This is a genomic window from Roseomonas sp. KE2513, from assembly GCF_016107305.1.
Lineage (GTDB): Bacteria > Pseudomonadota > Alphaproteobacteria > Acetobacterales > Acetobacteraceae > Roseomonas.
On record NZ_RCVR01000016.1, the window covers coordinates 88,974 to 112,014 of the forward strand.

19 protein-coding genes are annotated in these 23,041 nt (G+C 66.8%); 4 read left to right on the forward strand and 15 right to left on the reverse strand.

What is annotated here, in order from left to right:
* Positions 1 to 28 precede the first annotated feature (28 nt).
* From D9599_RS17085 to D9599_RS17150, 14 genes are all read right to left on the reverse strand, one after another.
* Complete coding sequence (locus D9599_RS17085; protein ID WP_232480606.1) at positions 29 to 1,276, reverse strand: phenylacetate--CoA ligase family protein; 1,248 nt, start codon at positions 1,274 to 1,276, stop codon at positions 29 to 31.
* Positions 1,273 to 2,112 carry an ABC transporter ATP-binding protein gene (locus tag D9599_RS17090; protein ID WP_198382511.1) on the reverse strand — a complete coding sequence of 280 codons (840 nt, stop codon included), beginning with the start codon at positions 2,110 to 2,112 and terminating at the stop codon, positions 1,273 to 1,275. The genes D9599_RS17085 and D9599_RS17090 overlap by 4 nt, the downstream gene beginning before the upstream one ends.
* The gene (locus D9599_RS17095) at positions 2,112 to 3,395 is read right to left on the reverse strand and encodes an ABC transporter substrate-binding protein (RefSeq protein ID WP_232480607.1); all 1,284 of its coding nucleotides are present in this window, start codon (positions 3,393 to 3,395) and stop codon (positions 2,112 to 2,114) included. Before D9599_RS17095 ends, D9599_RS17090 begins: the two co-directional genes overlap by 1 nt.
* 41 nt (positions 3,396 to 3,436) lie before the next feature.
* The gene (locus D9599_RS17100; protein WP_198382490.1) at positions 3,437 to 4,504 is read right to left on the reverse strand and encodes a branched-chain amino acid ABC transporter permease; all 1,068 of its coding nucleotides are present in this window, start codon (positions 4,502 to 4,504) and stop codon (positions 3,437 to 3,439) included.
* A gap of 4 nt (positions 4,505 to 4,508) precedes the next feature.
* Positions 4,509 to 5,402 carry a branched-chain amino acid ABC transporter permease gene (locus tag D9599_RS17105; protein ID WP_198382491.1) on the reverse strand — a complete coding sequence of 298 codons (894 nt, stop codon included), beginning with the start codon at positions 5,400 to 5,402 and terminating at the stop codon, positions 4,509 to 4,511.
* A gap of 2 nt (positions 5,403 to 5,404) precedes the next feature.
* Complete coding sequence (locus D9599_RS17110) at positions 5,405 to 7,309, reverse strand: AMP-binding protein (RefSeq protein ID WP_198382492.1); 1,905 nt, start codon at positions 7,307 to 7,309, stop codon at positions 5,405 to 5,407.
* Complete coding sequence (locus tag D9599_RS17115; RefSeq protein ID WP_198382493.1) at positions 7,306 to 8,112, reverse strand: ABC transporter ATP-binding protein; 807 nt, start codon at positions 8,110 to 8,112, stop codon at positions 7,306 to 7,308. Before D9599_RS17115 ends, D9599_RS17110 begins: the two co-directional genes overlap by 4 nt.
* Positions 8,113 to 9,162: 1,050 nt before the next feature.
* Positions 9,163 to 10,440, reverse strand: coding sequence for a TRAP transporter large permease (locus D9599_RS17120; RefSeq protein ID WP_198382494.1), 1,278 nt, complete (start codon positions 10,438 to 10,440; stop codon positions 9,163 to 9,165).
* Positions 10,441 to 10,449: 9 nt separating this feature from the next.
* Positions 10,450 to 10,920 (reverse strand): TRAP transporter small permease, encoded by a 471-nt coding sequence (locus tag D9599_RS17125; RefSeq protein WP_198382495.1) that lies wholly within the window; start codon positions 10,918 to 10,920, stop codon positions 10,450 to 10,452.
* A gap of 76 nt (positions 10,921 to 10,996) precedes the next feature.
* Complete coding sequence (locus tag D9599_RS17130; protein ID WP_232480608.1) at positions 10,997 to 11,995, reverse strand: TRAP transporter substrate-binding protein; 999 nt, start codon at positions 11,993 to 11,995, stop codon at positions 10,997 to 10,999.
* A gap of 61 nt (positions 11,996 to 12,056) precedes the next feature.
* On the reverse strand, positions 12,057 to 12,941 hold the full coding sequence (locus tag D9599_RS17135; protein WP_198382496.1) for an NAD(P)-dependent oxidoreductase: 885 nt from the start codon (positions 12,939 to 12,941) through the stop codon (positions 12,057 to 12,059).
* The gene (locus D9599_RS17140) at positions 12,941 to 13,831 is read right to left on the reverse strand and encodes an NAD(P)-dependent oxidoreductase (protein WP_198382497.1); all 891 of its coding nucleotides are present in this window, start codon (positions 13,829 to 13,831) and stop codon (positions 12,941 to 12,943) included. Before D9599_RS17140 ends, D9599_RS17135 begins: the two co-directional genes overlap by 1 nt.
* A 5-nt stretch (positions 13,832 to 13,836) precedes the next feature.
* Positions 13,837 to 15,153: an ABC transporter substrate-binding protein gene (locus tag D9599_RS17145; RefSeq protein ID WP_198382498.1), complete on the reverse strand. Its 1,317-nt coding sequence runs from the start codon at positions 15,151 to 15,153 to the stop codon at positions 13,837 to 13,839.
* A gap of 86 nt (positions 15,154 to 15,239) precedes the next feature.
* Positions 15,240 to 16,214: an amidohydrolase gene (locus D9599_RS17150; protein WP_198382499.1), complete on the reverse strand. Its 975-nt coding sequence runs from the start codon at positions 16,212 to 16,214 to the stop codon at positions 15,240 to 15,242.
* A gap of 363 nt (positions 16,215 to 16,577) precedes the next feature.
* Between D9599_RS17150 and D9599_RS17155 the strand changes: the two genes are divergently transcribed.
* The gene (locus D9599_RS17155) at positions 16,578 to 17,129 is read left to right on the forward strand and encodes an FAD-binding oxidoreductase (protein WP_198382500.1); all 552 of its coding nucleotides are present in this window, start codon (positions 16,578 to 16,580) and stop codon (positions 17,127 to 17,129) included.
* Between the two features lie 20 nt (positions 17,130 to 17,149).
* Positions 17,150 to 17,860, forward strand: a complete 711-nt coding sequence (locus tag D9599_RS17160; RefSeq protein WP_198382501.1) for a FadR/GntR family transcriptional regulator — start codon at positions 17,150 to 17,152, stop codon at positions 17,858 to 17,860.
* Between the two features lie 379 nt (positions 17,861 to 18,239).
* On the opposite strand, the gene D9599_RS17165 is transcribed toward D9599_RS17160, so the two are convergent.
* The gene (locus tag D9599_RS17165) at positions 18,240 to 19,250 is read right to left on the reverse strand and encodes a tripartite tricarboxylate transporter substrate binding protein (protein ID WP_198382502.1); all 1,011 of its coding nucleotides are present in this window, start codon (positions 19,248 to 19,250) and stop codon (positions 18,240 to 18,242) included.
* Positions 19,251 to 19,780: 530 nt separating this feature from the next.
* Here D9599_RS17165 and D9599_RS17170 point away from each other — a divergent pair.
* Together D9599_RS17170 and D9599_RS17175 are read left to right on the forward strand one after the other, a co-directional pair.
* On the forward strand, positions 19,781 to 21,028 hold the full coding sequence (locus D9599_RS17170; protein ID WP_198382503.1) for an MFS transporter: 1,248 nt from the start codon (positions 19,781 to 19,783) through the stop codon (positions 21,026 to 21,028).
* A gap of 1,200 nt (positions 21,029 to 22,228) precedes the next feature.
* Positions 22,229 to 23,041 carry a cellulose synthase operon protein YhjQ/BcsQ gene (locus D9599_RS17175; RefSeq protein WP_198382504.1) on the forward strand — a complete coding sequence of 271 codons (813 nt, stop codon included), beginning with the start codon at positions 22,229 to 22,231 and terminating at the stop codon, positions 23,039 to 23,041.

Here is a 23,041-nt window from a genome sequence, read left to right on the forward strand (position 1 = left end):
CACCAGCGCAGGCTCCAGCGTGAGCTCCTCAGGCCGGTAGCGGCCGGGTGTCGTCAATGATGCGTCCATCGTTCGGCAGCGTGCCCGCCGGGACAAGGGAGACCTCACCCCGTAGGCGCGTGACGCCCTGCAACACGGCGGCCAACCGGTCGCGCAGAGCAGCGTCTTCGGCGCTGCCACGGGGCACCTCTGCGCGCAGTTCCATCCGGTCGTGTCCCGCCTCCTCCGAGATAACGAGCCGCATCCTGCCGAGCCCCGGACACTGACGGGCAATTTCCGCCACCATCTCGGGCCGGACGAACAGCCCCCGCATCTTGGCTGCCTGGTCGGCGCGTCCCATCCATCCACGGATCCGCGTGTTCGTCCGGCCGCATGGACTGAGGCCCGGGAGAATGGCTGAGAGATCGCCCGTCGCGAAGCGGATCAGCGGGTAAGCCTCGTCGAAGACGGTGACGACGACCTCGCCGACCTCGCCCTCTGCCACCGGATCGCCACTGCCGGGGCGGACGATCTCGACGATCACTTCCTCGTCCAGGATCAGCCCCTCCCGTGCTTCGCTCTCATAGGCGATCACGCCGCACTCAGCGGTTGCGTAAGATTGCAGCACGGCGACGCCGCGATCCGCGTAGAAGCGTCGGAGCGCCGGGAGCAAGGCGCCGCCGGAAACATGGCCGAGTTGCACCGACGAAACGTCCAGGCTCAGCTCATCCGCGCGCTCCAGGATCGTCTTCAGGAATTCCGGCGTGCCGGAATAGGCGCGTGGGCGAAGATGCGCCATGGCCCGCGCCTGCGCCTCGGTGTTCCCGGTTCCTGCGGGGACCACCGGGCAGCCCAGAGCGCGAGCGCCACCCTCCAGCATGAAGCCGGCCGGGGTGAAGTGATAGGCGAAGCAGTTCTGCATCACATCGCCGGCACGGAGACCTGTTGCGTGCAGCGCGCGGGCGAAACGGAAGGTATCGGTCCCCTGTCCCTGCGGCTCATGGATCGGGCCAGGGGAGACGAATATCCGCGCAAGCGAGCCGACCGGCACCCCGTTCAGCCCCGCGAAAGGGGGCGCCGCCGCCTGGGCCTCGATCAGATCCGACTTCCGCGTCAGCGGCAGCGCTGCGAGCGCCGGGCGCGACACGATATCCCCCGGCTCCGCCCTGCCGAGCACTCTCGCGGCATGGGCCGAGCCCACCGCCGCCCGCGCCAGGAAGGAGGGCAGCTGCGCCATCAACGTCGCCTCCCGCTCCGCGGGTTCGCGAGTCTCCAGGGCGTCGAAGAACCCGCTCAAAGCCAGCGCTTCCTGCGCTTGTAGGACTTCAGGTTGCGGAAGGACTTCCGCTCAGCCCCATGCCCGCCCAGGTAGAACTCCTTCACGTCCTCGTTCGCCGCGAGGGCCTCAGCGGTGCCGTCCAGCACCACCTTTCCCTGCTCCATGACGTAGCCATAATCGGCGACGGAGAGCGCCATGCGTGCGTTCTGCTCGACCAGCAGGATCGTCACTCCCAACTCCGCGTTGATCCGCCGGATAATGCCGAAGACCTCCTTCACCAGCAGCGGTGACAGTCCCATGGAGGGCTCGTCCATCAGGATCAGCTTCGGCCGCGCCATCAGCGCCCGCCCGATCGCCAGCATCTGCTGCTCGCCGCCCGAAAGATAGCCGGCCAGCCCCGTCCGTTCCTTCAGCCGCGGGAAGAAGGAGTAGACCATGTCGATGTCGCGCCTGACCTCGTTGTCCCGGCGCGTGAAGGCGCCGAGGCGAAGGTTCTCCAGGCAGGTCATGTCGGCCACGATCCGACGCCCCTCCATGACCTGGAAGATGCCACGACGGACGATTTCGTGCGGATCGATGCCATGGATCCGCTCGCCCGCGAAGCGCACCTCGCCGCGGGTGACCTCACCCTCCTCGGTCTTGAGCAGGCCGCTGATCGCCTTCAGCGTCGTGGACTTCCCGGCGCCATTGGCCCCGAGAAGTGCCACGATCCGGCCCTGCGGCACGGTCAGGGAGAGGCCGCGCAGCACCAGGATGACGTCGCTATAGACGACCTCGATGTTCGACACCTCTAGCAGCGGCGGCGCGGAATGCACCGCCGCGGCAGGCGCGGGCCGCTGCACGGCGTCCAGCATCACCAGCCCAGCAGCTCGCGCTTGCGCTCAAGCTCCACGGTCGTCACCGGCTCCAGCCTCATCGTGCCCGCACGCATCAGCTCGGCGACGTTACCCTGCGAGGTGTCGCCGCTGACGACGGCGCGATAGATCGCGACGCGCATGGTCCCGCGATGGTCCTCGTTGGTGAAGGTCGAGGGGGTGCAGACACCCTCGAAGCCCTTCGGCACCCAGTTCGTGCGCTCGTAGAAACCTCGCTGGATACGCTCTCCCGTCACCTGCCCGCCATTGGCGGCGGCAGTGTCCATCGCCTCCACCATCAGCATCGCGGCACAGGCGCCGGCGAGATAGTGCACCGGGCGGTAGGCAGCGCCGGTAGGATCGGAGAGGCGGCTGATCGCCCGGATCGTCTCCATCCCCGGCGCGTTCTGGCCGGTCACGGTCTCGGTCCGGACGGGGAAGACCACGCCATTGGCGGCCGTGCCCGCCGCCTTCATCGCGTTTTCGTCCATGCCCCAGACATTGCCCATGAACTGCACCTGCACCCCCGCGGTCTGGCAGGCGCGCAGCACGGAAATATTCGACCCCGCAGTGTTGCCGAGATAGGCGTAGTTCGCACCCTGCTGCTTCAGGGTCAGGCACTGCGAGGTGTAGTCGCCGGGCGTGAGGGCGAACTGGATGGCCGGTAGGACCTCGAAGCCCAGTTCCCGCGCCATGGCCTCCCCCGCCTCCTTCGGCGAGTTCGGGTAGGGGTGGTTGCCACCCATGTGGACGTATTTCGGCCGGCCCGGCTGTCCCCGCGCCTTCCAGTCGTCGGCGGCCCAGCGGAGCATTCCGCGCAGCGCGTCGGAGTAGGAGGGGCCGAAGAAGAAGTTGTAGGGCGAGGCTTCGACGCCCTGGCGCCCGGACTTGCCGCCCGCATCCGTCAGGGCGGCGGAATAGGAGCCGGAGATGAAGGGAATCTTGTCGCGGTTCACGAAACGCACCAGCGCCTCGGTATCCGCCGTGCCCCAGCCCTGGATAGCGACGACGCGGTCACGGCCGGTCCAGGACTGGTACTGGCTCACGGCACGCGGTGCCTGATAGCCGTAATCGAAGCCCAGCACGTTCAGCTGCCGCCCCGCGACGCCCTGCCGCGTCTGGTTTACCCAGGCGAGCGTATCCGCGACGCCCTGACCATAGGGAACGCCGACATCGGAGGTGGCGCCCGAATTGTCCATCAGGTGCCCGACCGGGATGCGCTGCTGGGCGAGCGCCGGCGTGGCGAGGGCCACGGTTGCGGCAATGGCGAGGGCTGTCTTCATGGTCCGCATTCCTCCAATGGCCGCTGTTGCGCGGCTCGTTCTCAGTGGGAGTAAGGGTAGAGCTTCCAATAGGCCTTGATGAGCCTCCATCGACGCGCCAGCCCGTCCGGCTCGAAGATGAGGAAGAGGATGATGGCCGCTCCGATCGCCATCTCGCGCAGGAAGGAAATGTTGCCGCCGATCTTGAGCGCCCGGTCGATCGCGCCGCCCGCGATGGCATCCGCGGCGGCCTGCACCACCTCCGGCAGGGCCACCATGAAGGCGGCGCCCATGAGGCTGCCCATGATGGAGCCGAGGCCCCCGATGATCACCATGCCCAGAAACTGGATGGAGAAGAGGATGTTGAAGGCTTCGACGCTGACGAATTGCAGGTGGTGGGCATAGAGCGCGCCGCCGATGCCCGCATAGAAGCTGGCGATGCCGAAGGAAAGTGTCCGGTAGTAGGCCAGATTAATGCCCATGATCTCAGCCGAGAGGTAGTGATCCCGCACCGCCACCAGCGCCCGCCCGTCCCGCGTCCGCATCAGGTTGGCGGCGGCCACGAACATGACGATGACGAAGGCGAGGACGAGATAGAAGTAGCTCTCCTCCCGGTCCAGCGCGAAGCCGCCGATGGCCGGGCTCTCGGTCAGCCGCCCTGCCACGCCGCCGGTGAACCAGCGGGCGCGGGCGAAGAAGTCCTCGAGGATGAACTGCGCGGCGAGCGTCGCGATGGCGAGGTAGAGCCCCTTCAGCCGCGCGGCCGGCGCGCCGAAGACGAGCCCGATGAGCGCGGTCATCAGCCCGGCCACGGGGATGCAGAGCAGCACGGGGATGCCGAAGCTCTCGTGCAGCCAGGCGGAGGAGAAGGCACCGAAGCCGAAGAAGGCCGCGTGGCCGATGCTGATCTGTCCCGTGAAGCCCACCAGGATATTCAGCCCGAGGGCCGCGATGCCCAGGGTTCCGACATTCATCAGCAGGCTGAGCAGGTAGCGGTCGAGCACCAGGGGCGCGCAGAGTAGGACCGCGAGCCCGGCCCAGAGCGCGGCCCGGCTGCCACGGGTGGGAAAGATCGTCGTGTCGGCGCGGTAGCTGGTACGGAAGTCGCCAGCCGGCGTCATCACGGTCATGCCGTCAGATCCGCTCTATGTTCCGGGTGCCAAACAGCCCGTAGGGCTTGATCAGCAGGATGAGCAGCAGCGCGTAGAAGGGCGCCACCTGGTACATGTTGCCCCAGTTCAGCCACTGGCTGTCCACGTACTGGGCGAGGTTCTCCAGCACGCCCACGATCAGCCCACCCAGCACCGCGCCGAGGATGGAATCGAGCCCGCCGAGGATCACGGCCGGGAACACCTTGATCCCGTAGAAGGACAGCGCGGAGGAAACGCCGTTCACCATGCCGACCGTCACTCCGGCCACGGCCGAGACCACGGCGGAGATCGCCCAGGACATGGCAAAGACACGCGGCACCGAGATGCCGAGCGACTGCGCCACCTGCTGGTCGAAGGCGGTGGCCCGCATCGCCAGCCCGTGGCGGGAGTAGCGGAAGAACCAGCCGAACCCCGCCATGATGGCGACCGAGATTCCCAGCGACAGCAGATAGGCCGTCTGCACCTCCAGCCACAGCACCGAGACGCGCTCGGCGGTGAAGACCGGCGGGAAGGGCTTGGCGAAGACGCCGAAGATCCACTTCATCAGCGCCTGGAAGAAGATCCCCATGCCGATGGTCGCCATGATCACGCTGATGACGGGTTCCCCGATCAGCGGGCGGAGGACGACCACCTGAAGGATGATCCCGAACAGGGTCATGAAGACGAGGGTGAACAGGAAGCCGATCACGAAGGGCAGCTGCCACTCCGTCAGGAACCACCAGCACATCCAGGCACCGACGAGCAGGAACTCGCCCTGGGCGAAGTTCACGACCTGGCTCGCCTTGTAGATGAGCACGAAGGACATCGCGACGACGCCGTAGAGGGCCCCCACGATCAGCCCGTTGAGCGTCAGTTGGAACAGCAACGTGCCATCCATGGTCAGGCATCCTCCCGCGCGGGCTGGGCAGAGGCGACGGACAGCACCGTGCGGATGCGCTGCCTCGTACCGTCCTGGAAGGTGATGGTGGTGTCCACCGGGATAGCCCTTTCGCCGGCGTAGATCGCCTCGATGATCGTGCCGTACTTCTCGTTGATCACGCCGCGGCGGACCTTCCGCGTGCGCGTCAGCTCCTCGTCATCGGCGTCGAGCTCCTTGTAGAGCAGGACGAAACTGCGGATGCGCTGGGCGGGAGGCAGGGTGGCGTTGACCTTCTCCACCTCTCCACGCAGTAGCTCCAATACCTGTGGCTGGGCGGAGAGGTTGGTGTATGTGGTGAAGGAGATCCGCTGCCTTTCCGCCCATTTGGATACGATGGGGAAGCGGATGCAGAGCAGCGCCGCGAGGTGTGGCCGGCTATCGCCCAGCACCACCGCCTCGGCGACGTAGGGGCTGAACTTGAGCTTGTTCTCAATGAACTGCGGGCTGAATCGCTCACCGCGCGCGGTGGTGGCGATGTCCTTGATGCGGTCGATCACCACGAGGTGCCCGGCCTTGTCGAAGTAGCCGGCATCGCCCGTGTGCAGCCAGCCGTCCCGCATGTCCGGGATGCCCTCCACCCCGTGATAGCCCTGGAACATGTTCCCGTGCCGCGTGAGGATCTCGCCGACGCCGTTCACGTCGGGGTCGTCCACCCGCAACTCCACGCCCTCGAAGGGCACGCCGACCGTGTCGAAGTCCACCTCTCCCGGGCGGTGGATGGTGTAGGCGCCGAGGCTCTCCGTCTGGCCGTAGAGCTGGCGGAGCGGAACGCCCATGGCCTGAAAGAAGCGAAAGGTGTCCGGGCCCAGCGCGGCGCCGCCCGTCGCGGCCGAGGTCAGGCGCGTGAAGCCCATCCGGTCCCTGAGCGCCCGGAACAGGAGAAGGTCCGCCAGCTTCGAGCGCCGGCCCCGGGCCTGCGCGGCCAGGCCCAGGCGCATGCCCCATTCATAGGCGCGGCGCTTCAGGGGCGAGGAATCCATCACCCGCGCCCGCACGTCCGCGGCCAGCGTCTCCCAAACCCGCGGCGCGAAGAGGACAAAGCTCGGGCCGATCTCGCGGAAATCGGCCATCATCGTTTCCGGCTCCTCCACGAAGGAGACGCGCATCCGCGCGACCAGCCCGAAGCCGAAGACGTACATCTGCTCCATGATCCAGGGCAGCGGCAGAACGGAGACGTACTCATCCGCCGGGCCCTTGGGATCGGCGATCAGGTAGGTTTCGGCATGCCGCACCAGCGCCCGCCCGCTCAGCATCGCGAGCTTCGGCCGCGCGGTCGTGCCCGAGGTCGTGCACAGGACGGCGACGCGGTCCGCGTCCACCGCGTCCACCATCCGGTCCCAGGCAGCCGGGTCGGCCGCATGCGCAGCCTCCCCACCGGCAACAAGCTCGGAGATCGGTAGAAGGCGCGGGTCCGAGTACTTCCGCATTCCGCGCGGGTCCGAATAGACGATGTGCCGCAGCCCCGGCACCGCTTCCGCGATATTCAGCAGCTTGTCGACCTGCTCCTCGTCCTCGGCGATCACCACCGTGGCGCCGGCATGGGCGAGGAGATAGGCCACTTCGTCCTCCAGCCCGTCGCGGTAGAGGCCGAGGGAGCGCGCGCCCAGCGCATGGGCGGCGACCTCGCCCATGACCCAGTCCGGCCGGTTGTCCCCGATCAGCGCTACCACGTCCCCGGGCCCAACGCCCAGCGCGCGTAGCCCGAGTGCGATGGAGCGCGTCCGCGCCTCGTACTCGCCCCAGGTGAAGGAGCGCCAGATGCCCAGGTCCTTCTCCCGCAGCGCGACCTCGGGACCATGGGCACGGGCGTTGCGGCGCAGCAGGCGGGGGAAGCAGTCGTCCCGCCCCGCGGGGGCGCCGTTCATGCCGGCACCGCCTCGCTCGGCGCCTCGTCGGCCTCGCCGAGGTAGGCCCGGCGGACATCCGGATGCGCCATCACCTCGTCCGGCCGGCCCTCCGTCAGCTTGCGGCCGAAATCGAGCACCATGACGCGGTGGGAAATGTCCATGACCACGCCCATGTCGTGCTCGATCATCAGGATGGTCATGCCCCATTCCTCGTTCAGGTCGAGGATGGTGCGCGCCATGTCCTCCTTCTCCTCGAGGTTCATGCCGGCCATAGGTTCGTCGAGGAGGATGAGCTTCGGCCGCAGCGCCACCGCCCGCGCCAGCTCCACCCGTTTGCGCAGCCCGTAGGACAGGGTGCCCGCCTGGGCTTTCCGGATGTGCTGAATCTGCAGGAAGTCGATAATTTCCTCGACTTCGCGGCGATGACGCAGCTCCTCCTGCTGCGCGCCGCCCAGCCAGTAGGCCATGCCGGACAGGAACCCGGACCGCAGCAAGTGGTGGCGCCCGACCATGATATTTTCGAGCACACTCATGTGCCCGAACAGTGCCAGGTTCTGGAAGGTGCGCCCGAGGCCAAGGGCCGCCCGCCGATTTGGCCGCAGCCGGGTGATGTCGTTGCCGTCGAACAGAATTTGCCCTTCGCTCGGGCGGTAGCGGCCGGACACGCAATTGACCATCGAGGTCTTCCCGGCGCCGTTCGGACCTATGATCGAGAAGATTTCGCCGCGCTGAACGGTGAAGGAGACCTCCGTCAGCGCCCTGATGCCGCCGAAGCGCAGGGACACGGAATCCGCCCGCAGGATCGGCTCGCCCTCGCCCACCCGAACGCTCCCTCATGACTTCTTGTTAAGACGAGCATGGGGGGCGGGCGAGGCGCCGGCAAGGGGTTTCAAACAGGCAATGAGCCTGGGGAAGGAACGAGACCCACCGGCAGTGGCGGGAGGGGTGCGTGTTGGGAGTGGATTTGGGCTATGATGGAGTGTTGTTGCGACCCTGGGTTCAGGATCCATTGTCCCGCGCTGGCGCCTGATGTGATTAGCGGCTTCCATGGCGGCCGGAGGTGCTGCATGGCTGGCTGGCGAGGGTGCAGATCTGGCGGATCGCGCCCTACTCTCCGCTCTCTCAAAGGGGGGCGGATAGACGATCAGCGGGTGGGCAGCGGCATCGTCCACACCACCCGGAAAAGGAACGTTCCAGGGGAATACGGCCGCACAAGACCCTCTACAAACCTTTCCTGCGATGAAGCCGCCTAAGCGTCCTCAACCGTATCTTAGGGGGACCAGCCGGTGAGTCAGGCTGGCTGTTGATCGACCACCCCCCTCAAGGCCCACCGCACAGCGACCAGTCTCCTCCAAACGGGATCGTTCAACGCCGTATTGGCGCACCAAGGACGGCGTGAACTTCAAACTCCATGCCGTCTGCGATGGTGAGGGCCTCATCGTGGTCCTGCTGCTCTCAGAAAGGTGGATGAGCGGCCATAAGGGAGAGAGTTTGATGCTGCCCCTCCTGTCGCCCGACGAGGCACTGCTGGGCGACAAGGCGATGCCAGCAACCGCTTTCGTCAGGTCCTGGTCGACCGCGGCATCCAGACCTGTGTTCCGTCGAGCAAGAGCCGCAAGGTCCGGATCCCCTGCGACCAGATCCTCTATCGGCAGAAGTACCGCATCGAGAACTGTTCGTTCGCTTCAACGACTGGCGCCGCATCGCCATGCGCCATGCCCGACGCGCACAGGCAGATGGGCGGCCGTTACAGCGCTGTGGCGCTCCAGGGAATCGGGAGAGGCCTATTCATGCCTGGGCGATGATGGAAAAGGGGCAAGTACGGGAACCCAGAGCACAAAGCAGGCAGGCCCAAGCCGCCTTTGTCGGTGTCAGCGGATCATCCGCGGGATTGCCAGCACCACATCCGGCCACGCCGTGATCACCACCTGCGTCACGATCAAGGGGATGTAGAAGGGCACCAGCGCGCGCAGCAGCTGGCGCATACTGATTTCCGCAATATCGGCCATCAGGAACAGCGCCAGTCCCATGGGCGGTGTCAGCAGGCCGATCATCAGGTTGAACACGACGACCAAGCCGAGATGCACCGGGTCCACTCCGGCCGCCACCAGGGGTGGGGCGACGATGGGCACGATCAGCAGCGTCGCGGTGGTGCTGTCGAGGAACATGCCAGCCAGGAAGAAGATGACGTTGGCCAGCACCAGCAGGGTCAGTGGATCCTTCGACAGGCTCGTGACGAAGGTCGAGAACTCCTGCGGGATCTGCTCCACCGACAGGATCCAGCCCAGCATTGCCGCCGCCGCCACGATCACCAGGATGGCGGCGGTGTTGCGCGCGGTGAGCAGGGCGGAGTCCAGCACATGCTTCAGCGTCATCTCGCGATGCACCACGAAACCCACGAACAGCACGTAGAGCACCGCTACAGCCGCCGCCTCGGTGGGGGTGAAGATCCCCAGCAGCATGCCCAGGATGATCAGCACCGGTGCCATCAGGGCTGGGATGGCAGGCAAGGTGGCATCCCAGGCCTCCCGCAGGGTCGGCCAGCGAGAGGCGCGGGGGTACCCTGCCCGCACAGACACGAGGCCTGCCGCGATCATCAGGAAGATCGTGCACACCACCGCCGGCAGGATGCCAGCCAGCAGCAGTTGCACCACCGACACCGAGGTGGCGGAGCCGTACACAATCAGCGGGATCGAGGGCGGGAAGATCGGCCCGAGTAGCGAGGAGGAGGCGGTGACGGCGGCCGCAAAGGGTGCATCGAAGCCGCGCTCGCGCATCGCCTTGATCTCCACCCGCCCGAGTCCCGCGATATCAGCCAGCGCGGCGCCGGAAATGCCGGAGAAGATCAGGCTGCCCAGGATGTTCACCTGCGCCAGCCCGCCATGGATGCGGCTGAACAGCGTATCCGCGAAGTTGAAGATTCGATCGGTGATCCCCGACAGGTTCATCAGGTTGCCCACGAAGATGAACAAGGGCACGGCCACCAGGGGGAAGCTGTCCAGGGCGTAGGTCACGCGCTGCGCCAGCAGCGTCAGCGGCAGGTCCTCGATCAGCACGTAGCCGATGCAGGGGATGAGGATGGAATAGACGATGGGGAAGCCGGCCATGAACAGGGCCATGAAGCCGGCGATGGCGAGATACCCGAGCATCGCGGCGCGTCAGCTCGCGGTCACGATCTTGGCCTCGGACTGGGGGCGTCCCAACCGGGCAAGGTGCAGCATCGCTCCGCCGCCGAAGCCCACCGCTGCGCCGCCCAGATAGATCCAGAACGGGATGCCCAGCGTCGGCGTGCGGTTGCGCGGGTTGGCCGCCAGCGCTTCCCACAGCGCCCAGACCATGCCCAGGCAGGCCGCCGCGCAGCACAAGCCGATCGCCAGGTCGGCCACCCTCCGCGCCCCGGACGGCAGCGCCGCCTTGAACTCGCCCATCATCAGGTTCTCGCCGGCGTCGATCACCAGCGGGTAGGCCATAAAGACCCCAAGGATCATGAAGAGCCGCGCCACCTCGTCCAGCCCGAAGATCGGCAGCTGGAACACCTCGCGCACCAGGATCTGGATAGTGGGCAGGGCAACCAACCCTAGCATCAGCGCGATCGAGAGCGCGCCGAGCACGGCCTTGGGAATACGCATGGGCGTGGGTGGCTCCGGACTGGGCAGGAAGGAAGGGCCGGGGGTGCAACGGCGCCGCCCGGCAGTCATCGGAAGGTCAGGCGATGGCGCCGATCCGGTCGATCAGAGGCGACCAGGCCGGAAAGTCCCGCTTTACCTGGGCCTGAACGGCGGTGCGGAAGGCGGCGTTGTCCAGCCCCTCCGCCTCGGTGATCACGGTCATGCCGCGCCCGCGCAGCTCGGCCACCAGGGCCTGGTCCGCCGCTTCCGCCCAGCCGAGGGATTCCTGTGCCTTCTCCGCAAGGGCGGCAGAAATGGCATCGCGCTCCTCGGCCGGCAGGCGCTGCCAGGTGCGCTCATTGGCGAAGACTGCAAGGAGGGACAGCATGTGCCCGGTCAGCGACACGTGCGACTGTACCTCGTAGAGCCGGTTCGCGCTGATCATGGTCAGCGGATTCTCCTGCCCGACCACCGTGCCGGTCATCAGTGCCGTGGGCAGCTCCGCCACCTCTACGGGTGTCGGCACGGCGCCGAAGCCCTTCACCATGGACACCCAGAGGTCGATAGGCACGGCGCGGAAGGCGCGGTTGCGAAGGTCCTCGGGCCGGCGCACCGGGAACTTCGCGGTGATGTGCCGGGGCCCCCGGTACAGGCGCCCGATGATCCGCAGCCCGCCGCTGCGCACCAGCCGCTCGTTCAACTCCGCCAGAACGGGTGAGGCAGGATCGGTGGCGCGCAGGGCATGAGCGCCGTCTCGGTAGACATAGGGCGCGTTGAACACGCCCAGTTCCGGCACGAACTTGGCCAGCGAGGCGAATTCATGGTGGCCGGCGGCGATGGACCCGGCCTGGATGCCGTCCACCATCTCCGACACGCCGCCGAGCTGGCTGTTGGGGAAGACGCGGATTTCGGTCTTGTTGCCGCTCTTCTGCCGCGCCAACGCCGCGAACTCGGTGGCGAAGCGCGTCTGCACGTCGCCCTCGGAGCCGACATGCGCGTAGCGCAGCGTGGCGGCCCAGGATGATCGGGGAAAGGCGACCGCGGCGGCGGCAAGGGTGCCGGTGGCCAGCGCGAGGCGGCGGGTCATGCGGATCATGGCGTTCTTGTCTCCTCCCATTGCGACGCTCATTCCCTTCCGGCGGCGCCGCGCATTGCGCTCAAGGGTCCGGCCGGTACAGGCGGATGACGGAAGCGCTGTCCACCATCTCGTTGCCCTGGGCCACGTAGTCGGCGAAGCGCCCCACCGCGGTTTCCACCAGCGGCAGTTCCAGTTCCAGGTCGTGGGCGAAGGCCTTCACGGCCTTGAGGTCCTTCAGCAGCTGGCGCGCGTAGCTGGTGGGCGGCTCGAAGTCGCGGCGCTGCATCTGGGCGTAGATCTTCTGCAGCAGCGAGCCGTCCGCGTGGCCGCCGGCAAGCCCGGCCGGCAGGGCGGCGGCGTCCAGTCCCGCCGCTTCTGCCATGGCCAGCGCCTCGGCCATCAGCACGAAGCCGGTGCCCACGATCGCCTGGTTCAGCACCTTGGTGGTCTGCCCCGCCCCGACCGGCCCCATGCGCGTGACATTGGTGCCGAGATCGCGCAGCACCGGATCGAGTGTCGCGATCTCGCCGGGATCGCCGCCCATCATGATCGTCAGCGTGCCGGCGCGGGCAGCCTGGGGGCCGCCGGAGACGGGTGCGTCCACCCAGCCCATCCCGGTCTCCGCGCGCAGTCGCGCCGCCATCTCGCGCGTGGCCGCGGGGTCGGCGGTGGAGTGATCGAGCAGGATCTTGCCGGCGGCCGGCCCGGCCGAGGCGATGCCGTCCGGTCCGAAGACGCAGCGCGCCACGGCTTCCGTGTGCAGCACGCACAGAATGACCACATCGCTCGCGGCGGCCACGGCGGCAGGGGTGGGGACGGCCACCGCGCCGTGCGGGATTACCCGCTCCAGGCGCTCCGGTTCCAGGTTCCATACGGTGACGGGGCGGCCGCGCTCCAGCAGCCGCAACACCATCGCCTCGCCCATGATCCCGATGCCGAGAAAGCCGATGCGGGGCTCGGGCATCACGGCGCCTCCCCGGCCTGGTTGGTCAGGCGGTCATACACGCGGAACAGGGCCTGGTTGCCGTTGGCGCCCTCGCCATGCGCGCGGGCCTCCAGGTAAAGGCTGGTTGCCAGGGCGAGGCCGGGCAGCGGCAGCCCGTGCTGGAAGCCGAGTTCGCCGGCAAGGCGCAGGTCCTTCAGCTTCAGGTCGATGCGGAAGCCCGCGCTCGCGTCCTTGGCGATCATCTTTGGTCCGAGGTTCTGCAGCATCCAGGAGGACGCGGCGCCACCCATCAGCACCTCCCGCAGCAATTCCAGGTCCAGCCCGGCGGCGCGGCCCAGCGCCAGGGCCTCGCAGATCGCCTGCAGGTTCAGGGCGCAGACGAGCTGGTTGCACGCCTTCACCGTCTGCCCCGCGCCGGGTGGACCGACATGCCGCACCGTGGTGCCCAGCGCGGCAAGGATGGGCTGCGCCGCCGCGAAGCCCGCCTCCGTCCCCCCTGCCATGATGGAAAGGCTGCCGCTCTCCGCTCCCTGCGGGCCGCCGGATACGGGGGCGTCCAGCATGGCCGTGCCGACGGCCTCTAGCCGCGCCGCCATGCTGCGGCTGGCCGCCGCGGAGATGGTGCTCATGTCGATCACCAGCCCGCCCGCCGGCGGGTTCTCCACGAGCCCCCCTGGGCCGAGCACGACCTCCTCCACCTGCGGCGTGTCCGGCAGCATGAGCACCACCGCATCGGCATCGCGCGCTGCCTCGGCCACCGTGGCGGCAGCTGTAGCGCCACGAGCGGCAAACTCCTCCACCGCTTCGAGCCGGACGTCGTGGACATGCAGCGCGTGGCCGGCGGCGAGGAGGTTCGCCGCCATGCCGCGCCCCATGGTGCCCAGGCCGATGAAGCCAACCCTGGCCATGCCGCTCAACTCCGATAAATGCGTTGGGCGCGCCGCTCGGCGCTGCGCACGGCATCCCGCGGCGAGGTCTGCCCCGTCACGACTTCGCCGAACATGTCGGACACGATGTTCTCCGCCAGAGCTGCCGCTGAAGCGGTGCCGAGCGTGCCGGCATAGCCTACAGAGCGTCCCCGCGCCGCCACATCCCGGAACACCCGGATCCTCGGGTCGCGATCCCAGAGCGGACTGGATTCATAGGCACGCAGGGCGTGGCTGAGATAACCCACGGAACCGTCGAGCACCCGCTCGTACTGCGGCTTCTCGAGCAGAAAGGTGAGGAACGCCTTCGCGGCATTCGGGTAGCGCGTGTAGCGGAAGGCGATAAAGGGGTAAACGAGGTGCATCTCGGTCGGCTGCGCGGCCGGGCCGATGGGCCAGTTCGCGTGGTCGATGTCGTCGGCGAAGGCCATCCTGTCGTTGCGTGCCTTGGCGTAGACGGACACGGAATTGTTGGTCAGCCAGACCTGCTCGCCCAGAAAGGCGCTGTTGTTCGAGGCGTCGGTCCAGGACACCGTCCCCGGAATGAAGCTGGGCGCGAGGGCGCGCGCATAGTCTAGGGCGCGCAGGGTTTCCGGGCTGTTGAGTGCGACCCGGTTGTTCTCGTCCACCAGCCTGCCGCCATGTGACCAGAGCAGCCAGTGGCAGAAGGAGTTGCCGTCGCTGGGCGCGCGGCCGAAGGCGAAGCCCGCGGGTTTGCCGATCCGCTTGAGTTCCGCGCACAGCTTCAGGAAGCCATCGGTGTCGGTGGGGAAGCTCTGGAACCCAGCCTCCTTCATCGCGGATATGCGGTACACCGGCAGCACGCCGATCACGACGTTGGAGATGCCGATCCAGCGCCCATCTCGCTTCCCGTACTGTTCGATCAGCGGATACCAGCCGCCATACCTGCTCCCGATGTGGTCGGCCACATCGGAGAGATCGAGCAGCTTGTCGGCGAAGAGGTGCGGCGTGGTGTGCAGCGTCCAGGCCAGGTCGGGACCGCTGCCGACATTGGCGGCGACGCTGAGCTGCGGCTGCACGTCGTCCTGCCAGACGTTATCGATGCGCACGGGCACGCCCGTTGCCTCGGTAAAGGCGCGGATGTTCTCCGTCGTGGCCTTGTCCTCGGCGTCCAGGAAGCGGCTCCAGCGGAGGAAGCGGAGCTGCGCGCCCGGCTCGGGCCTGAAGGGCTGTTCCTGCGCCCAGGCGCGGGACCACCGGAACAGTGCGTCACCGGTGAGGCCGAGCGAAGCGGTGCCGGCCAGGGTGGCGGCACTGCCGAGGATGCTGCGTCGTCCAAGCATGGTGCGGTCTTCCTCCCGGTTACTGTTTGCTGTCGCGGGCCAGGGGCGGAAGCGCCGTTCATCGCTCCCGCGTTCCCGGCGTATTGCTAAAGGCGGTAAATCCTCTCGGCGTTGTCGTGGAGCATCGCGCGGCGCTCGGCTTCTGGGCGGCCGGTGATCGCCTGCAGGAAGCCGTCCACGATGGCGTCGAAGCTGCCGGCCAAGCTGTCCACCGGATAGTTGCTGGCGAAGAGGCACCGATCGGGCCCGAACACCGTGATGGCATCGCGAATCACGGGAACATTGGCCTCCGCGCGCCAGGGCTGGCCCAGCAGGCCGAGACCGGACACCTTGAGCGCGACATTGGGCGCACGGGCCAGCACTTCGAGCGCGCCGCGCCAAGCGCGCAGTGCCTCGGGGCTCCGGTCCGCCGGCAGGCCGGTATGATTCACGATGACCTGCGTGCCCGGGAAGTCGCTTGCCAGATCGAAGGCGGCATCCAGGTGCCACCAGGGCGTCTGCAGGTCGAAGCTCAGCCCGTGCCGCTCCAGCATTGCGTAGCCGCGCCGCCAGGCCGGATCGTCCATGGAGCCGGGCACACCCCTTTGTGCATCCTCAGGCCGCGCTGTGGAGCGCGGCTTGTGGCGAATGCCGCGCACCAAGGGACGGGCCGCCTGTGCCGCCAGTACCGCGCCCACCTCCGGGTCATCCAGCCGTGCCTGGGCGACGCAGGCACTGGGCAGCCCTTCCCGTGCCGCCAGACGCTCCAGCCATCTGGTTTCCGCGACCGGGTGGGCCGGGTCGAACTCGGCCTCCATGTGGACGGTGCCCACGACCGGGTACTTGGCTGCGTCGGTCCGGTAATCCTGCGGGAGATAGTTGCGGCGCAGCGCGCTGTAGTCACCGTAGCGGAACGGGATCGGTTCGGGATCGCGGAGCCAGGGATGGTAGTTGGCTTTCAGGTCCCAGAAGTGCTGATGGGCGTCGATGATGGGCAGTACGGGGTTGCTGCCCGGAAGCGCATCCGCATCGACATCCTTGCCTTCTACCGACCCATTGCCCTGCGCTGCGCCAGCTGGCACGCCGTGCGTAGCCCTGGGGTGCATCGCGGAAGGGCTGGTCACAGCCTTGGTGCCACCGCTCGCATCCGCCAACCGGAACTCACGGTGATCCGTCCAGGCGGGCGGTGGCTCCCAAGTGGGTCATGCGCGGCGCGGTGGCGTGGGTTGGCGCGACAGCTAGGGCGAGCTTGCCGCCCGTGTTCGACTCCATGGACGTTCCCCAAATAGGCCGGAGGCTTTTCGGTGCAGTTGCACCAATTGCTTCTCTGTTGCCCAACTCTGGCATGTCATCCTATTGTAGGACAAGTCCTTGTGGGGCGTGCTAATCGCCCATCCCTTTTTTCGGGCGTCAGCCAGCTGCCCAGGGCCGAACGGAGACAGCGCTTGAACCGCTACGGCACGGCACAGGACCTCGTGCTTGGCATCGAGACCCTGCCGCCAGATGACCGGATCCGGAGCGGACTGCGCAGTCTCCGCAAGGGCAAGCCGGACGATGACGGGAAGCAGTTCGTCATTGAGTTCGAGGGCATGCTCTACGTGGTGCCTGCCGTCGTGCTTGGGCCCTTTTCGCGCATGGCGCCGGTGCAGACCATTATGCCTGACTTGGGCTCCGTTTCTGCCACGACAGGCCCGCACGCGGAGCGACGCGTCCTCCACTTTCGAATTAATGTCGCGGGGCAGCATGGATCATACGCTCGGCGTCATTCAAAGACCGCGCAAACCGCTCTCCGCGTCGGACACGGCCGACACGCCCAGGAAGGCCTTGGTCAGCGGGCTGGTCGGCTTTGCGATGCTGATGGAACAGTCCTCATGCAGCGCCTTGAGCCCTGCGGATTTCCGGATGGAGGGATGGCCATGAACCCGGAGGAGGCGACAGAACTCCGGCGCATCCGCGAAGGATTGCCGGAGGCGGCGGCGCCTGTTCCCGTAGCGTGATGGATATGCCAAGAGGGTCGATGAGCAACCCCATCAACCGGGCGCCGCAACTCCCATCCCGCGTCGCCTCGCTGGTGGCCGAGGCCATCGCCGAAGGGCGTTGGAAGCTGGGCGAGCGCCTGCCCACAGAGCGTGCACTCGCGGATACCTATGGTGTCAGCCGTAACGTAGTGCGGGAAGCGATCTCGCGCCTGCGGGCGGACGGGCTGGTGCAGTCCCGCCAGGGCGTCGGGGCCTTCGTGGCGCGGACACAGGGCACCGGCGTGCTCCGCTTCGACGCGGAGCTGCTGAGCGACCGCACCACCTTTGCCAACGTGTTCGAACTACGCGCCATGCTGGAAATCCAGACTGCGGGGCTGGCGGCGGAACGGCGGAGCGATGCCGACCTTGCGGTTATCGCCCATGCCTATGAGCGCATGGTGCAAGAGTCCGAGGGAAAGGCGGGCGGGGTCGATGCCGATCTCGACTTCCATCGCGCCGTTGCGCGAGCGACCGGCAACGCTCAGATTGCCGCGGTGGTGAGCTTCCTTTCCGACCAGATCCGGGAGACCATCCTGGCGACGCGGGCACGCCCGGACAGCTTCGTGGGGCGGATCATCGAGGTCACACTCGCTGAGCACGCTGCGATCCACGATGCGATCTTGTCCGGCTCAGCGATAGCAGCGAAGGATGCGATGGCTGTGCATATCAGGAATGCCGCGCAGCGGATTGGATACACTCTGACGATCTAAGTGCCCGCTTGAGAATGTGTGGGCCTAGTGAGGCGCTTGGGTTTGGTGGTCCAGGACCAACGTTAGTCCTCGACGGCGATGGAGCTCCCCGACGGCCCTGAGAGGCTTGCTGGAGAACGGCATTCCTGCGGTGTCCTTTGGCCCAGGGCCATGTGGGGACGGCTCTCATGTGGAGCCGCCGGTAGCCGTGACGAATCCTGGCGTGTGCGATCTCGTGGATCCTCCGCCGGATATCTAATGAGGGTCCGGTCCGCTCGGCTTTCGCTGTGTCGAGCGGTGCTGGTGCGTCAGGGCGCAGGCCCGCCGTTCGCTGAGGCCAAAATCACCACGTAGCGGCGTTGTGGTCAGAGCCCAGCGATGCGTGATCAGGCGGGAATAGTCAGCTCGCGGTGATGTTGTTCGCGCGCACTACCTCGCCCCAGAGAGCGTGGTCGCGGCGGACCATGGCGGCGAAGTCTTCGGTGGTGCCGCTGCCGGGCTCGTCGCCCTGGCTGGTGATCCGCTCGCGCAGTGTCGCATCTTGCAGGGCCGTGTTCTGCGCGGCGTAAACCTTGCGGATAATGTCATCCGGCGTGCCGCGCGGGGCGAAGAGGCCGATCCAGGCGGTAAAGGTGAAGTCGTTCAGCCCCTGCTCGGCGGAGGTCGCGACATCCGGGAAGGCGGGGGATCGGTTCGAGCCGGTGACGAGGATGGCGCGCAGCTGCCCGGCCTTAACAAAGGGCGCCACGACGGAGGCGCCGTCGAACATCGCGCTGAAGCGGTTGGCGATGAAGTCCTGGATGGCGGGGCCGCTGCCGCGGTAAGGCACGCTCTCCATGGTGGGGCTGCCGATACGGCTGCGGAAGAGCTCCATCGCGCAGTGCGAGAGGCTGCCGGCAGCAGGGGTGCCGTAGTTCACGCCACTGCGCTGCGCCTTCACCCAGGCGGCGAATTCCTGAACATTGGTGGCAGGCACGGAGGGGTGCACGCAGAGGACCATGGAGCTCTGCAAGGACAATCCAATCGGCACCATGTCGAGCGGGTTGACGGTCATGTTTGGGAATGTATGGGGGTTGATGGCCATTGGGCTCGAATTGCCCGCGAGCAGCGTGTAGCCGTCCGGCCGCGCGCGCATCACCGCCTCAGTACCAAGATTGCCGCCAGCGCCGCCGCGGTTCTCGATGACAACAGTCTGGCCCAGGGCGGTGCCGAGGCCGGGCTGCACCATGCGAGCCGCAAAGTCGGTCTGTCCACCAGGTGGGAATCCCACCACCAGGGTGATCGGGCGGCTCGGCCAGGGCGCCTGAGCGCCTGCAGGGAAGGCGAGCCCCGAACCGAGCCCGGTACCCAGCCCGGCACCTAGGACCAAGCGGCGGGAAAGCGGGCGCTCTGCAGGGCTGTTGGTGGACATTTCTCGGCTTCCTTGTTCTCGCCGCAGGTTCTGCGCGCCTGCGCCGGCCATCGTTGGCAATCCTGGCAGGACGGTAATTTAGAGCGGTCGAAGGAACAAGGCTCGGTAGAGCGGGCGATCTCGGTTCGGACAGCGGAGGTGGTGCGGGCGTTGAGATGGATCTGGAGCATGGCGCCACCGAATGCGAACAATGATTCGCGACCAGACAGTTGGCCCGCGTTACATGCCGCCACCGCCGCACGAGCAGCCGCCCCTCCGTCCAAGGCGGCCTGAGGCTTGCAGTCCTTCGCCTCCGCTTCCGAATGCTCCTTCTAGCGGCTCTCTTTGCTGAACATGCCCCGAACGCCTGTGGCACCCTTGCTCACGCCACCGTGGTTGCCCTTGCCGTGGCCACCACCCCCACGAGCATCTCTCGGATTGACCTTGCCACCAGTGGTGCTCCTGCTTTCTGCCCCTTCGCATCGCCAGCTCTGAAACGCCGGGAGGACAAGCTGGTTAGCTTTGTGGAGCTCTGCTCCGGGAGGCAGCACATGCAACAGGAGCGGCGAGCCGAGCGCGCTCTGGACGCGCTGAGCTTCTTTGTCTCCGACGCCCGGTACGGGCTCGGTGCCTTCCTCGGCGTTTACCTGATGACGGAGCATGGATGGGACGCGGGTAGCATCGGCGCGGCCATCGCTATTGGCGGCCTGACCGGACTGGTCTCCCAGGCGCCGATGGGTGCGCTTGTGGATGCCGTACGATCCAAGCGTGCCCTGATCGCCTGCGCAGCCCTCATCGTCACCGTGACCTGCCTCGTGGTCCCCCTCGCACCTCAGTTCTGGTCGGTTGCGGTGTCCGGCTTGGTTGGCGCACTGGCCGGCGTAACCATTGGGCCGACGCTCGCTGCCATCTCGCTCGGGGTAGTCGGCCCGGCTCGCTTCGCCCGGCGGGCGGGTAGGAATGAGTCTCTTTTCCATCTGGGAGATGGGGCAGTCAGCTTGGCCATCCTGCTCACGGCACCCTTGTTCGGCAGCAAGGTGCTATTCTGGTCCATGGCGCTCACTTTGATGGCCACGCTGGCCGCAGCCGCAGCAGTGCCCGCCCGCGCCATCAACCACGAAGTCGCTCGGGGATTGCTGCCCGGTGAGACGGGGCTGGTGGCGAGGCCCTCTGCCTGGCGCGTACTGTTACAATCCCGGGCACTGCTGATCTTCGCTGCCTGCGGAGCACTGTTCCACCTCGCCAATGGGTCCATGCTCATGCTGGTCTCGCAGAAGCTTGCCCAACAAAACCTCGGCCAGGGAATTGCCCTCACGGCAGCCTCGGCCATCGCAGCGCAGTTGGTGATGGTGCCGACGGCGGCCCTGGCCGGAGTGCGGGCGGATGTCTGGGGACGTAAGCCGCTCATCCTCGTCGCCTTTGTCGCACTGGCCCTGCGCGGAGCGCTCTACACCCTATCCGACAACACCGCCTGGCTGATCGGCGTCCAGCTGCTGGACGGTGTCGGCGCAGGGCTCATGGGGGCACTCTTCCCGGTCGTCGTGGCTGACCTGACACGCGGCACCGGGCATTTTGCGGCTGCCCAGGGCGTCGTGGGCACAGTGCAGGGTATTGGCGGCGTCGTCAGCTTGGCAGTTGCCGGCCAGCTGCTGGTTCATTCCGGCTATGACGTGACCTTCTTTGCCTTGGCCGCTGTCGCAGCCACTGGCGCCGTCCTGTTCTGGCTGGCCATGCCGGAAACCAGGAACACTGCGGCAGCAGCAAACGTTAGCCGCTCCGTCGTTCAGCCCGCGGCTTAGTTTTGTTCTTGGGAGTGTTGTTCAGTCGAGTTGGGGCCGGCGGCTCGGCTGGCATGTGAAGCTCCGAACAAGGCTCAAGGATCCCAGAACGGGTTGCACAGGGCTTGGCCCTCAGCTGTCGCCTTTCTTGCGGCTGCTCCGGGCAGCTTTGCTCAAGCTGCCTTGGCGTTCGGCTTGCCGCCGGTCGCATTCTTGCTGGTCTGGGAAACGCGTCCGGCGGGCGGAAGGGGAAGGGGGTTGATTCTGCAAGTGCCTCATGAATGCGGTGGCAGATGTTGGCGTAGCCGTTCGATTGACACTGCATCGCTGCGCCCCCGATCAGCACAACTGAAGCTTGGGGCTTGGGGTGTAATTCGCGGGAAATTTCGGTCGCCCAAGGATGGGGAATACCGACTCTGGGTGAAGGCGGCTCAAAAGAGCTGTGCAATTACAGAGGATTAAAGCTTGTGGGCCAAATCGTCCGGCTCCCAAGTTTCGGAGACAGCCGCCTCTCCGGAAGAAATCTAGCATTTGTTACTAGTTCGAACTATAATGCTTTGCGCCATAAAGCCCTCCTCAAGAGCCCGGCTGTGGCAGGATCAGAAGAGTCGGTCGCGCGATTGTGAACTCACTGGTCAACGAGTGTCAAAGCTGCTATCATCAACCTGCCGTAGCAAAGAACAGGTTTGATTCGCGCATGGACAGCTCGATTGGCCGCCTCCTTAGCGCATGCGGCTTGCGCGGGTTTGTTTATGTTAAGTATCCGTCCATTCGCGTCGAGCCTTCTGTCGCTTTGACGGATGCACCATCCCCAAAAGTCGTCGTGGAGGTGCAAAGGGCCACACAGGCCGAAGCTGCGATGGTACCGGGGGTGCAGTGCCTCCAGCCGGACGTGGAAACGGCTCCTGCCGCTCCCCTTTCGCCAGCGGTTGCATCCCAGGCACCTCACCTGGAGAGGGACAAACCTCCCTCGCCGGTCATCCTGCGTGCCGTGTCGCCAGCTGGCCCTGCGGCGGGGCCTTTACCTGATCCATCACCTACTAACCTCCCTTCACCCTGCCCCAATCGGCGTTTCGCCTTGCTCGACGAAGTCGCGGCAGAGGTTGCGCTTCCTCGCTTCGCAGCCTTGGAGCGTCACGCGCCGCCGCCCGCCTCTGCCTCAAAACCATCGCCCTCCCCGTTGCGCCTGCGCCGGCGGGTCCGCCCTGCAAGGGGAACCTGATGCCGCTCGTCGTCTTTGTCTCGCCGAAGGGCGGCGTCGGTAAGACCACGCTCGCCGCCAATGTGGCGGCGCTCCTTGCCGCCCGCGGCCGTGACGTGCTCGCGCTCGACCTTGATCCGCAGAATGCCTTGCGGCTGCATCTGGGCCGCTCTCTTCGGGATGAGGATGGCTTCCTCTCAGGCCTCAGCCGGGGAATGGCTTGGCACACGGCTTTGCGCCCGACCCCCTATGGAATTTCCCTCCTTCCGTTCGGCGCAGTGGAGCCACGGCAGGCGATGGATCTCGGGCGCCTGTTGATCGACCGTCCTGAAGCTTTGTCCGGCCCCGTGCGCGAGATGCTGGCTGACGCTCGGCGCATCGTCGTGGTGGATACCCCCCCAGGCCCATCACCCGCACTTTCGGCCCTCCTGCCGCTCCTCGACCTGCCTGTTGTCGTGCTCCTGGCGGATGGCGGCAGTGCCTCGCTCATTCCCCGTATCGCGGACGGCAGCTTTCTCGGCAGGGGAACCATGACCACGCGGGTGGCGAGGCAGGCGGTTCTGGCGCTGAACCAGGTTGAACTGGATCAGCCCCTTTCCTCCGCTGTGCTCGACATGGCCAGGACATCGATGGGCTCCCGCCTGCTCGGCGTGGTCGGCCGCGACCTGGCCGTTGCAGAAGCGCTCGCCGACCGCCGGCTTCCGGTCGAAATGCATGGCACCCGAGCGGCCGAGGATCTCGCCGAACTCACAGAGGCGCTGCTCGGGCGGCTCGGCCCGCCAGCCCTCTCGCCGCACCACTCCCTTCTGCAGAATTGGGCACGGCGCCAATGA